An 11630-nucleotide genomic window follows, 5' to 3' on the forward strand; every position below is an offset into this window, starting at 1 on the left:
TGCTTGTGCAGGGGAGCAGGGGAGCAGGGGAGCAGGGGAGAGTTCAATGTGCCAAGTTCAATCCCCTCTGCCCCTCTGCCCCTCTGCTCTATCAAACGCCTGAAGCTTGTGAGAAATGCGGGTAAGGGATTTCCAATAAATAAATTATTTAATTTATGCATATTTAAGATTTAGCAACCTACAATTAGTGGCGGGTTTGAATCCGTCACTCAAAGATTGCTGAATTCTGGATTCGGAATTCTTCTTCAAGCAATATTATCTACAAGCGATAGTCATTTGTCATTTGTCAGATTTAGGAGTCAGGAGTTAGGAATTATTATTCTTCCCCTGCCTCCCCTGCTTCCCTACTCTTAACTAGGGCGGTTATTTTCTAACCTTGGGATTTGCTTAGAAAACAACTCGTCAGAGTCAACCTGACCATTTGAGATCACTGAACGCATACCTTCAAAAGCAGCAGGAATAGTCCGAGGATCTATAAATAACACCTTGCTGCTATCGCTTCTACCAATTGTCGCGCCCATATCCAAATAGCCCAAAGCAAACAGAACTTCCACTGCTTTATTGGCATTGGGATTAGTCTGGAGTTTTTGGGCAATAACTTCTGCTGATTCTGCGATCGCTTGTGCTTTCAAAACTTGCTGCTGACGTTCGGCTTGAGCCTTCAAAACGATCGCCTTTTGTTCAGCTTCAGCCTGCAAAATTGTCGATTTTTGACGAGCTTCGGCATCCAGGAGTTGCGCGTCAGCTTTACCTCTGGCACTATTGACAGCAGCTTCGCGTTCGCCCTCTGAAGTTAAAATTGCTGCCCGTTTGCGTCGTTCTGCTGACATTTGCAATTCCATCGATTCTCGCACTGCCTGAGACGGAATAATATCTCGCAATTCTACCCGTGTCACTTTCACACCCCAAGGATCGGTAGCAACATCCAAATCTCGTAATAAAAGTTCACTGATGTGGGAACGGGCAGTAAAGGTTTGATCTAACTCCAGTTGCCCCATTTCGGCACGAATTTGAGTCAGCACCATATTTATCATTGCCGACTGGAGATTTTCTACCTTGTACCAGGCTTTTTCCATATCGACGATGCGCCAGTAAAATACTGCATCCACCTCAATACCAACGTTGTCGCGGGTGATGCACTGTTGGGGAGGAATATCTAAAACTTTTTCGCGGATAGTTTCTTTGTAAACAATTCTATCTAGGAAAGGAATGACAAAGTTCAGTCCTGGTTCCAGTTTTTTGTTATAACTACCCAATCTTTCCACCAAAGCTTCATTACCCTGATTGACAACTTTCACAGATCCCGCTACGGCAGAACCACCAAGGGCTAAAAACACGAGTAAAAAAAACTGTTCCATTGTAAATCTCCTGATTTTTAAGTATTAAATGTCAAACAAAAGGGGAGATAAGGAGAATAACCAATCCCCCATTCCTAATGACCAATGACAAATGACAAATAACTAAGAATTCAACAGATTTTCTGGTATCACAATCAAAGTGGTACCTTCTCTCCGAACTACATAAACTCTTTGATGGGGTGGTATGGTAAATTTGTCATCGTCACACCGTGCTTGCCAGGAATTTCCCTCATACAGCACCCGTCCTGTTTTCCCAGGCGGAATCTCTGTTAAGGTTTCAGCTATGACAGCATCCTGAATTTTCGATTTGCGTCGTCGTGGTTGCAAAAAGCGACGAGAAAGCACGATTAGGAATGTGGAAAATAATAGCCAAACTAAAACTTGCAACCATACACTTCCCAAACCAACTCCAGACAGCAGCGCCACCACAAAAGCGCTAATTCCCATCATGAGGGCGACAAACGCCGATGGTAAGAACAGTTCCATGAGACATAAAACTGCTCCTGCCAGAAGCCAGATTAAGGTCAAACTTGGCATAGCGTCATCCTAGACTCAACATTGACGTAAACGCATTTCTACGATTAGATACAGCCAGACGTAAGTTATTTACAGAAAGCAAAATTTGGTCTTTTTACCAATAATTTTGATTACTTTCAGTAACCAGGTGTAGCTAGCGGTACACGAATCCAGTCTATTCTAGCCTTCAAGTCATTGCCAGCTAAATGTAATCGAAATTCATGAGTTGATTGGTTTTTTTAATTTATACTTTTATGATTTCTACTCAACTGACAATTTATTGTATAAATCCAGGGTGTAATAGCCCCATTAATCCTATTGGAGATCGTGTTTGTGCCAGTTGCCAAACTCCCTTGGTTCACCGTTATCTTTGGGCTACTGGCTCATTGTCTGCTCAAATCACACCAGGCACAAAGGTAGCAGACAGGTATGGGGTAATTACTCACCAGATTCTGCTGGATACTCAACCGGGACTGCCGCCAGATGTCCCTGAAGAATTGCCAAAGGAAGTAATTCCTTATCTACAGTTATATCAAGAACGGTTACATCTGCCCCAGGCTTATGGGTTTGCTAGTGATGGTGAGGAAGATACAACTGATATCCTCTTATTGGAAAATGTACCGATAGATGAGAGAGGAAATATCTATCCAACTATTGTTGAGGCATGGGAGCAAGCAACAGCGGTAAGACAAGTTTATTGGCTGTGGCAAATTCTTCAACTTTGGACACCTTTATCAGAATTAGGACTTAGCCGCAGTTTACTGGTAGTAGACAATTTAAGAGTCCAAGGTTGGTGTGTGCGACTATTAGAACTCTACCAAACACCAGAAGATAAGAAGCTGAGTTTACAAAATCTGGGTGAGTGTTGGCAGTTTTGGGTAGCTACTGCAAAGACATCAGTAGCTAAAGGGTTACAAAACATAGTCCAGGAAATGTGTGAAACTGAAGTTGGGTTGGATGATATTGCTACTCAACTTAATGGTTTATTACTAGCATCTGCGGCAGAATTGCCATTGGTTTTGAAGGTGGCAGGCTCTACAGATATTGGCCCAATTATGGCGCAAAATGAAGATGCTTGCTACCCCAATGCTTTGAGTGATTTAGATGAACCTTTATTGTCCCGCTTGTCAATTGTTTGCGATGGCATTGGCGGGCACGAAGGCGGCGAGGTTGCGAGTAAATTAGCAGTGCAGTCTGTAAAGTTGCAAATTCGCGCCTTGCTAGCGGAGGTAACAGAACAAACTGTACTTGTATCACCAGAGTTGTTGCAGGAACAATTAGAAGCAAGCTTGCGGGTGGTAAATAATGTGATTTGTGCCCGCAATAACGAACAAAAACGCCAAGGCAAAGAACGCATGGCTACAACCATTGTCATGGCGTTGCAAGTTCCACAACGAGTGCAGACAAGTACTGGGTGGCAATCAAATAATACCCATGAACTTTACTTGGCTAATGTTGGTGATAGCCGTGCCTACTGGATTACTCGCAATTATTGTCAGCTACTGACAGTAGATGATGATGTGGCGACGCGGGAAGTCCGCTTTGCCAAAAGTTTGTATCGAAAAGCGCTGATTAGAACAGATGCTACTGCCTTAACTCAAGCATTGGGGACAAGAAATTCAGAATCTTTGCGTCTCAAGGCTCAGCGATTCATTGTAGAAGAAGATGGCATATTACTACTGTGTTCTGATGGTTTAAGTGATAATAACAGGGTGGAACAATCTTGGCAGGATTATACAATACCCGTGTTAACAGGTGACATGACAGTTGAAGATGCCGTCTGCAACTGGATTAACCTAGCAAACGAAAAAAATGGGCGTGATAATACGTCGGTTGTTCTCAGTTATTGCCGTGTTTCTCCAGAATACTTAGTACCTGTGACTCCGGCGTTGCCAGAAGAAATTATAGAAGCAGAAATACAAGAGGAACAAGAGGAACCAGAGGAAGCAGAGAAACAAGAGGAATTAATTTCCTTCACAGAAAGTTCGCAAACTTTGCTAGATTTGGATCTAGATTTAGATATTCCAGGGGAACCATTTATAAGCCTAGAAATTCCACCAACCTTAATTACAAAACCTAATTGGGGTAAACGCTTGGTAATGCTGGGGGGAGTGGTGGCATTGCTTGTAGGCGGTACAAGTTTAGGATTATTTGCTTGGTGGCAAATTAATCCTCAAGCATTCCAGCAAATGTGTCGGCAAGTTCCTCAAAAAGTGCAGCAATTGTGTGCAAAGGGAAAATAGGGAATGAGGAATGGGAATAATAGGTTATACGTGACATTGGCGATTCGTCACCTACCTCATCTCCCCATCTCTAACCTGATTAAAATCAAATATTGCTCAGGAGTTGGGCTGGTGTGTGTACTTCGCACTAATATTAGATTATCTAGGGTAAGCAGATTACTTGTCTTAAAATTTACTTAACAAAGGCGGTAAAAAATGAGCCGGATAAATCCTTATACACTGCAATTGCAGATTACCCGAATGTTTGAGCAAGGGCAATCATTTTTTGCCACAACCAAGGTGCAAGAATGGTTGAAAGAACACAAACACAATCCAGAAGATTATGACATTATTTTCCATAAAAAACCTGCACCTCCTGGTTCCAAAGAAGTGATGGTAGTGGAAATTGAATTACGCCGCAAAGATGGACAATCTGTAGATCCTTGGTTGCAGGAACAAACAAATCTCCATGCTTGATGTCATTTAATTGATATTATCTTAACAGAATTTCTAAAAACGAGCGTTCCCAATTGCGGAACGCTCTTTGTTTTAATCATAAATACCTTTTGAAATCATCAAAATTTGAACAAATTAGAAAACACTCAACCTTGAAAAGAGTGTATAGGAAAATTCTACTTTTGCTCTTTCTGTGGGAGGTTGTAGGAAGTTGCTATATGTGTGTATGAATCAAAATCACCCAATCAGGTGAATCAAATGGGTGAGGTTAAAAAAACACAAACTATCGTACCTTAAAGACCCAAGAGTGGAAAAAACGAGATTGCATTCACTCACCGATACAGGGCGGCCGCATCATGTCAACAAGATATGCTGATTATGAATAAGCTCAATAATAGTCGCATTAATTGCTGCTTATTGACAGAGATTTAGGCGATCGCTTTGGGGCTTAAAAAATAATCAAACGCAAAATCCTGATTTTTTCGTTGGTTCTTAACCTTCGTTGCGATCAGGAGTAATTTAGATGCGTTTGCCCTGCTTGGCATCAGCATAATGTTGCTACTCTTACAATGCGAAGCTTAAAGAAAATCCTTTTCACAAGAATAATTTAAGTACTTTTGCAGCAGCGACATTACAAATTAAGTTCCCGTGGTAACAACAGCTTGTCCGTTTGTTACCAACACAATTTGTTTCGTTCAGAATGCTTATCCGTTGGTAACAAAAACTTGTCCGTTTGTTCAGAACACAAGTTGTTTTGTTCAGAACGCTTATCCGTTGTTAACGAAAACTTGTCCGTTCGTTCACAACACAAGTTGTTTCGTTCAGAACGCTTATGTATTTGTGACAAAACTTATGCGATCGTAACCACAGCTTAAGCAAAACTTATCAATATAAATTTTATACTATTAACAGCACAACTCAGATTCACGACAATGAAAGCAATTAAAGTCAAGGGAACTGTGAACGAATTGGGTAAAATTTCTTTAGACAAGCCATTGACTACTGCTGCAAAAGTTTCAGAGGTTTTTTATGAACAAGAGAGTAACAGTTGTATTTGACGGGGGTATTTTGCGGCCAGATGTCCCTTTGGATTTAGCACCTAACACACGTTATATAATTACAATTCAAGAGTTGCAAGAACCATTACCATCGACTGATGCCTGGGATGTGCTAGAGGCGATGACGGGAACTGTTGATGCACCCCAAGATTGGTCTAGCGAACACGATCATTATTTGTATGGTACACCGAAGCAGACAACTCCAGACAATCCATGAGTGATGAGGGCTTATTTCTGGATACGGTATTTATCCAGGCTGTATTGAATAAACACGATCGGTATCATCATCAAGCTAAAACATTTCTGCCAAGAGTACGAGCAGCAAAGGCTGTTTGGGTTACAGAAGCGATATTGGTAGAAGTTGGTAATGCTTTAAGTGCAGTGAATCGTCCAGGTGCGGTGCAATTTATCCAGCAGTGTTACAAAACAGCTAATTTACAGGTAGTAACGGTAGATACATCATTGCTTGCTCATGCGTTACAACTTTATAGCGAACGTCCTGATAAAACTTGGGGTTTGACAGACTGCATTTCTTTTACAGTGATGCAGGAAAGAAGTTTGACTGATGCGCTAACTGCCGATTTGCATTTTGTGCAAGCTGGTTTTCGGGCATTGTTGCGGGAGTAATTGATGGAAAGACACTTATCGGTTTCAAAAAGATAGGTTTTGCTAACACCACTGATGATGTAAGTAAAATACTTATATATTCATTACTAGCCATGCAGAATGCCCCAAAAACTGCGATCGCTTCAGTAAATCACATCCCAAAATTCTTACTGATACTTAGCAAATATTTTAAGACTGTGGAGGTTGACACAAGCCAACCTCTACAAAGTTTAGTTTGATGATTGCTGTAAATTGTGAATCAATTTTCTGGAAATAAAATACTTCCAGGAACCTTTATTAAGCCTCAACTTTGACACCCTTCCAGAAGGCCACATAACCCTCAATATTCTTAGCCTTCTCCTTGGTGCTGGGATAGTACCAAGCAGCATCTTTGTTGATTTGCCCATCAACTTCAATACTGTAGTAGCTAGCGACACCTTTCCAAGGACAAGTAGTGTGGGTGCTACTGTCTGTGAAGTACTCCTTTTTAATGGAGTCAACAGGGAAATAATGGTTGTTTTCCACAACTACGGTGCGATCGCTTTCGGCTAAAACTGCGCCATTCCAAATTGCTTTCGGCATAAGTGAGTTTGCAAATAAACTATACACTTAACATTTTGACACGATCGGCTTACTTTATCCTCCTGAACGGCTAACTTACATCAGAGTCCATTCAAGCTCAAATCAATAATCAATAAGATCTATCGAAAACTTTGCAATGCCAATTAATACTGGCATCACTTTTGTTTATCAAATTAAAAATTAAAAGTATTTGCTTCCCTCATGAATATTTCCTAGCATATTGGTATAGAAACGTAGTTAGTAAAAAAGTTGAATTTCAGTTTCTAGCCGAAAGAAAAAATATTTAGAAGACAAAAGCCTCATTACTATGAAACTTACAAGCTTTATAAATTATGCACATATTGTTGCTTGGATGAATTCTATGTCTAAAATCACTAGCGTTCATACAGCCAATAATAAGAATGGCGCATCAATAAACACAGCCGTCAACTCTGACACTTTATCTAGCTATTCGACGAATGTAAATTCTCTCAAATCATTTGACACTGCTTTTATTGCGTATCAGATGATGGGTCTGAGTAATTTTGATGAAAGAATAATTTAGAAGATAGTGACTTAGTACCAAGAACAGAAAACTACTAAAAATAGGATTTTATTACTAAATAATGCTAATTAATCTAGTCCAAATTAGGAGAAAATTATGAAGATTATAAACTTGATAAATTCTGCACTGATCGTTGCGTGTATTACTTTTCTACCTGCAATTCTTGACGCTCAAACAGTTAATACTAACAATAGTGCTGAAGAAATCAACACAGATTCGTCAAATATCAGCTATCTTCAACCTTTCAATATTGCCTTTTTAGCTTATAAAGGTGCTTTCAAAGAGCAGGGTATTCCCAGTGCGGGTAGTTTGATATCTGAATTCCAAATAGGAAATGTGACTGCAAAAGATGTGGTTGAGGCTGCTATCAAGGCTAAAAAGTTACCAGCACAAGTTTTGAACGATCGAGGTTATGTCAATGCAGTCGAGTCGCAGTTGACATCAATGATCGATGGTATTAGTCAGTGATTTAGGTAACTAAGTGCAGATTGGTCAAAGTTTGTAAATACGCGATAAAAAGTGATGTCTCCGAGGGGCTGTGCCTTCGCTCCTGCCTCTTTATAGCAAAACAAGCGATCGCAACAGCCCCCTTTAAGGTGGTGACAACTACCGCAGAAGCAATATCTGCGTTGCTGTCAATGCCAGTTTTGCTCAAGGAGGGTAACTGGAAATTAGCTCACCGGTTAAAGGAATTTCCTGACTTTCGTTGCGGTTCTAGAGGCTGCTGCTTCCCAAAGTTAGATAAAAATCTATTACACTAATGACCAGCTATATGATAGTATTTCATGGCATTATGCTAAAAAACTTTGCCTGAAACCAAAGAGTTACCAACCCATGAGTTTAGCTGTAATTAAGTTCTCTTCAGAAGAGTGCGGCATTTGCCACAAAATGTCTTTTTATGACAAAAAAGTGGCTGAAGAACTGGGTTTAGAATTTATTGATGTGAAAATGCAGGATACGACTGCTTACCGCAAGTATCGCAAGATTTTATTGACTCAGTATCCCGACAAATCAGAAATGGGATGGCCTACTTACATCATCTGCAATTCTCCAGAAGGGGAATTTCAGATTGTGGGTGAAGTAAAAGGGGGTCATCCCAAAGGGGAATTTAGAAGCCGTCTTCAAGAGGTTCTGAATTCCACAGCTAATCAGAACTAATTACCTCAAAAGATTTAACCTCTAGGACAGGGCCAATCATGGCAGTTGTCATGATATCTTCACGCACCTGTCCCTTAACTTTTGCTTTTTGTGCTTCTTTGAGTAAGTCTTTGTCAGCCCCTCTGAGGATCTCGTAAGTAACGCCCTCTTCTGTGACTAATGCCCATGCGCCTGTGCCAATATCACGGCGTTGGATTGTACCTGTAAGTGTAATGCTCATAAATAGTGCTGATTTGTGAGTGCTGTTAGCGGTAGCGGGGCATTTAGCCCCTGCTGAGTGGGGGAGTTAGGAGTTATTAAGAATTCTTCCTAATTCCCCATTCCCTATTTATGCTATCTTTTCTTCGTTTTTCAATGCTAAACGAACAAGTCCATAACAGATTAGGGCATTGGCGATGAGGAATAGGCGTGCTATGTTACCACCTCCTAAACCCCAAACGGCTGGATCGAAAAATGCACTTACCGTCAAGCACGCTGCTACACCTAATGTTGAACCAATGGCAAACCATTTCCAACTAGGATGTCCCAACAGCAATGCCATCAACACAATGGGAATCAGTACGCTAGCAAATAGGGGATTCAACGCATCAGTTCCTTGGAGGGTATTACCTAGTTCGGGAATTGAACTGCCCAAAACTCGGAAAGGCCATTGGGGAAGATCAAAAATATAGATTCCCTTGAGGAAGAATAACCCAGAACTGCCGGCAATTAGTCCACTGGATAAAGACCAACTCCAAGTAAAAGGAAAGTAAACCCGTAAAAACCAAGCCAGCAGATAGGAACCAACTACCATTAAAATCTTGGGTAACAGTGCCACTGCACCACCATCAATCCAAAAGCCGGGGTTAAGATAGCCGCTATCCCGTAACCACCGAAAGAAATCTGGAAAACTGATTTGTCCGCTAAAGGCTAGTTTGACTGCTGCTTCTGCATTGAGTTGTCCAGCGCCATAATAGTTCAAACCATCATCCTGAATCACTCGTGCTGACTGTTTGAGGACTTTTAAAACTTCATCTGGTTCTTTGATGCCAGCCGCTTTAATTAAAGCTGCAACACCAGCAACGTGGGGAGAAGCCATACTTGTTCCCTGGAAGCCTAGAAAGACCCCTTCGCCCTTTTCATCAATAGTTTCTTGGAGAATCTTACCAGCTTCACTACCACCAGGAGCCGAGATATCTACCCCAGCACCAAAGTTAGAGTAGGGCGCTCTTTCGCCATCTGGGCCAATTGCCGAAACGCCGATTACATAAGGATAGCGGGCTGGATAGCTTGCCCCATTGGTGTTTTCATTCCCGGCTGCGGCAATAATAACTACACCTTTTCTATGGGCATACTCGATCGCTTCTTTCATTAACTTGCTTTCACCGCTACCGCCCAAGCTCATATTAATTACATCTGCGCCTTTATCAGCAGCAAATTTAATCGCTTCGGCAATATCGGCAATCGTACCCCCACCATAAGAACTGAGGACTTTCAGTGGCATCAGACTGGCTTCATAAGCAATTCCAGCTACGCCATATTTGTTATTTGTGGCTTGGGCAATAGTTCCGGCAACATGAGTACCATGACCATTATCGTCTGTGGCTTCTTCTCGGTCGTTAACAAAATCATAGCCTTTGACGAATTTTGTCTCATATAAGTCGCGCACCTTAGTAATCCCGGTGTCAATTACCGCAACTGTGATCCCACTGCCTTTGGTTTGACTCCATGCGCCTTCAATACCGATTTTGTGCAAGTTCCACTGCTTGCTGTAATATTGGTCATTGGGGCCAGTTAATGAAGGACTTGCTTCATCATCTTCTTGGGGTGTCAAAAATTCTCCAAGCCAAGCAGCTTTGCCGGGTTGTGGAATCTTCCTGTAAATATAATTTGGTTCAATGAATTCTGTAGCTTGGGCAAATTGAGATTTTTTCAGTTCTTGGAGTCTCTGGCGATCGCCTTTGACAATATACACATTATCTTTTTTGGAAAACTTGTTGTCTAATTGGGGTGTAACGTTGTATTGTTTGGCGATCGCTTGCAAATCCTGTTCCACCACTACTGATGGAATATCTTCCCGAAAATCAAGCAAAATCGTCTCAAACTCTCCTTTAGCTGCCAGTCCCTGAAAATTCAGGAAACCAAACATGGCAGATCCCAGCCCAATGACAAACAAGCACAATAATATAAGTTTTCTCATATTAACTCATCACCGCTTTTTGCCAGTTTGCTCACTACCATAACTTATCTGCATCCCTTGTTGGTGGATTTTGCACTTTTAGTTACAAGTTTCGCTCACGACTCAGGATTTTTTAAACGATGGAACGTGGTCTTTTGTGGTTGCCCCTGTTAGTAATGTTTTTCTGGTTGGCTTGGCAAGGCTCGAAGGAGTATCAAAAAGTTGAAGCCTATCGCACTTGGGCAGAGCAATTTGAACGGGCTAAGTACGATATTTATTCAGTATTAGGTCAAAAAAGCAACAATATAACTTGGGGAAAACCAACGCCTAAAGGGCCTATTAGACTAGAAACATTCTCTTTGCTTGATGTCAAACAAGTCCATCTTTTAGTAGATGATAAATCAGTAAATATGGAAAATGCACCTGATAAAGGTCGTTCCATAGAATTAGAATTTATATTTTCCGAATCTACTAACTCAATACGCATTCCATTTACAGAAATTCCTTTGGCGGCACAATGGGGTAAGTTTTTGCAGGAATTATTACAAGACTTGCACTCAGAACCACAGCAGTAGTTATATTTAAACTACAAATCCCAGATGATAAGTAGTCGTACAGAATTAATTACATAAAAACTGGGCTGAAATTCTTGTCTGGTAAAGAATCAATATGTAATTAATTCTGTCGGGGTACTTATAAGAAGTAAAAATTTTGCCATTAAATTACAAAATTATAGGGGCACAAATATATTGCAACCCCTATACGAATCTATTTAATTGAAAACTGTCTTAAAAGTCGATTCATGTTTGGATTACACTTCGACTCAGTTGAACCGACCCAACTATCGCTCTTTTATTACTCTCATGAGAGTATAATTAGTTACTAAGAGTTTAACTTAGCAAGGGTATTTAATTGGGTTCAAGAACGGCTACCTCCACGATCACCGTGGTAGATCAGTACTGCGATGCCTAT

Annotated in this window: 12 protein-coding genes; 7 read left to right on the forward strand and 5 right to left on the reverse strand. The window is 41.0% G+C overall.

What is annotated here, in order from left to right; genetic code table 11:
• Positions 1-350: 350 nt before the first annotated feature.
• Both CDG79_RS36040 and CDG79_RS36045 read right to left on the reverse strand, forming a co-directional pair.
• Positions 351-1358, reverse strand: a complete 1008-nt coding sequence (locus CDG79_RS36040) for an SPFH domain-containing protein (RefSeq protein ID WP_094346378.1) — start codon at positions 1356-1358, stop codon at positions 351-353.
• Between the two features lie 102 nt (positions 1359-1460).
• Positions 1461-1895 (reverse strand): NfeD family protein, encoded by a 435-nt coding sequence (locus tag CDG79_RS36045; RefSeq protein WP_094346379.1) that lies wholly within the window; start codon positions 1893-1895, stop codon positions 1461-1463.
• A 233-nt stretch (positions 1896-2128) separates the two neighbouring features.
• Here CDG79_RS36045 and CDG79_RS36050 point away from each other — a divergent pair, with 233 nt between their 5' ends.
• From CDG79_RS36050 to CDG79_RS36065, 4 genes are all read left to right on the forward strand, one after another.
• Positions 2129-4117, forward strand: coding sequence for a protein phosphatase 2C domain-containing protein (locus CDG79_RS36050; RefSeq protein ID WP_094346380.1), 1989 nt, complete (start codon positions 2129-2131; stop codon positions 4115-4117).
• A gap of 195 nt (positions 4118-4312) precedes the next feature.
• Positions 4313-4573: a hypothetical protein gene (locus CDG79_RS36055; protein ID WP_094346381.1), complete on the forward strand. Its 261-nt coding sequence runs from the start codon at positions 4313-4315 to the stop codon at positions 4571-4573.
• Positions 4574-5581: 1008 nt separating this feature from the next.
• Complete coding sequence (locus CDG79_RS36060; protein WP_094346382.1) at positions 5582-5827, forward strand: antitoxin family protein; 246 nt, start codon at positions 5582-5584, stop codon at positions 5825-5827.
• Complete coding sequence (locus tag CDG79_RS36065) at positions 5824-6237, forward strand: type II toxin-antitoxin system VapC family toxin (RefSeq protein ID WP_094346383.1); 414 nt, start codon at positions 5824-5826, stop codon at positions 6235-6237. Before CDG79_RS36060 ends, CDG79_RS36065 begins: the two co-directional genes overlap by 4 nt.
• Positions 6238-6513: 276 nt before the next feature.
• Here CDG79_RS36065 and CDG79_RS36070 read toward each other — a convergent pair whose 3' ends face one another.
• Positions 6514-6798: a DUF427 domain-containing protein gene (locus CDG79_RS36070; protein WP_094346384.1), complete on the reverse strand. Its 285-nt coding sequence runs from the start codon at positions 6796-6798 to the stop codon at positions 6514-6516.
• A gap of 640 nt (positions 6799-7438) precedes the next feature.
• Between CDG79_RS36070 and CDG79_RS36080 the strand changes: the two genes are divergently transcribed.
• Both CDG79_RS36080 and CDG79_RS36085 read left to right on the forward strand, forming a co-directional pair.
• Positions 7439-7810: a hypothetical protein gene (locus CDG79_RS36080; RefSeq protein WP_094346386.1), complete on the forward strand. Its 372-nt coding sequence runs from the start codon at positions 7439-7441 to the stop codon at positions 7808-7810.
• Between the two features lie 366 nt (positions 7811-8176).
• Positions 8177-8500, forward strand: a complete 324-nt coding sequence (locus CDG79_RS36085; protein WP_094327275.1) for a thioredoxin family protein — start codon at positions 8177-8179, stop codon at positions 8498-8500.
• On the opposite strand, the gene CDG79_RS36090 is transcribed toward CDG79_RS36085, so the two are convergent.
• Together CDG79_RS36090 and CDG79_RS36095 are read right to left on the reverse strand one after the other, a co-directional pair.
• A complete protein-coding gene (locus CDG79_RS36090) occupies positions 8487-8720 on the reverse strand; it encodes a hypothetical protein (RefSeq protein ID WP_094327274.1) in 234 nt (77 codons plus the stop codon). The two genes, CDG79_RS36085 and CDG79_RS36090, sit on opposite strands and share 14 nt — an antisense overlap.
• Positions 8721-8828: 108 nt before the next feature.
• Positions 8829-10679 carry a S8 family peptidase gene (locus CDG79_RS36095; RefSeq protein WP_094346387.1) on the reverse strand — a complete coding sequence of 617 codons (1851 nt, stop codon included), beginning with the start codon at positions 10677-10679 and terminating at the stop codon, positions 8829-8831.
• A gap of 119 nt (positions 10680-10798) precedes the next feature.
• On the opposite strand from CDG79_RS36095, the gene CDG79_RS36100 reads away from it, so the two are divergent.
• Positions 10799-11233: a hypothetical protein gene (locus CDG79_RS36100; RefSeq protein ID WP_094346388.1), complete on the forward strand. Its 435-nt coding sequence runs from the start codon at positions 10799-10801 to the stop codon at positions 11231-11233.
• The last annotated feature ends 397 nt before the right edge of the window (positions 11234-11630 follow it).

This window comes from Nostoc sp. 'Peltigera membranacea cyanobiont' 232 (assembly GCF_002245985.1).
GTDB lineage: Bacteria > Cyanobacteriota > Cyanobacteriia > Cyanobacteriales > Nostocaceae > Nostoc.

Coding starts and splice junctions, on each gene's coding strand:
- CDG79_RS36040 (WP_094346378.1), bottom strand. CDS start 1,358: ATGGAACAGTTTTTTTTACTCGTGTTTTTAGCCCTTGGTGGTTCTGCC.
- CDG79_RS36045 (WP_094346379.1), bottom strand. CDS start 1,895: ATGCCAAGTTTGACCTTAATCTGGCTTCTGGCAGGAGCAGTTTTATGT.
- CDG79_RS36050 (WP_094346380.1), top strand. CDS start 2,129: ATGATTTCTACTCAACTGACAATTTATTGTATAAATCCAGGGTGTAAT.
- CDG79_RS36055 (WP_094346381.1), top strand. CDS start 4,313: ATGAGCCGGATAAATCCTTATACACTGCAATTGCAGATTACCCGAATG.
- CDG79_RS36060 (WP_094346382.1), top strand. CDS start 5,582: ATGAACAAGAGAGTAACAGTTGTATTTGACGGGGGTATTTTGCGGCCA.
- CDG79_RS36065 (WP_094346383.1), top strand. CDS start 5,824: ATGAGTGATGAGGGCTTATTTCTGGATACGGTATTTATCCAGGCTGTA.
- CDG79_RS36070 (WP_094346384.1), bottom strand. CDS start 6,798: ATGCCGAAAGCAATTTGGAATGGCGCAGTTTTAGCCGAAAGCGATCGC.
- CDG79_RS36080 (WP_094346386.1), top strand. CDS start 7,439: ATGAAGATTATAAACTTGATAAATTCTGCACTGATCGTTGCGTGTATT.
- CDG79_RS36085 (WP_094327275.1), top strand. CDS start 8,177: ATGAGTTTAGCTGTAATTAAGTTCTCTTCAGAAGAGTGCGGCATTTGC.
- CDG79_RS36090 (WP_094327274.1), bottom strand. CDS start 8,720: ATGAGCATTACACTTACAGGTACAATCCAACGCCGTGATATTGGCACA.
- CDG79_RS36095 (WP_094346387.1), bottom strand. CDS start 10,679: ATGAGAAAACTTATATTATTGTGCTTGTTTGTCATTGGGCTGGGATCT.
- CDG79_RS36100 (WP_094346388.1), top strand. CDS start 10,799: ATGGAACGTGGTCTTTTGTGGTTGCCCCTGTTAGTAATGTTTTTCTGG.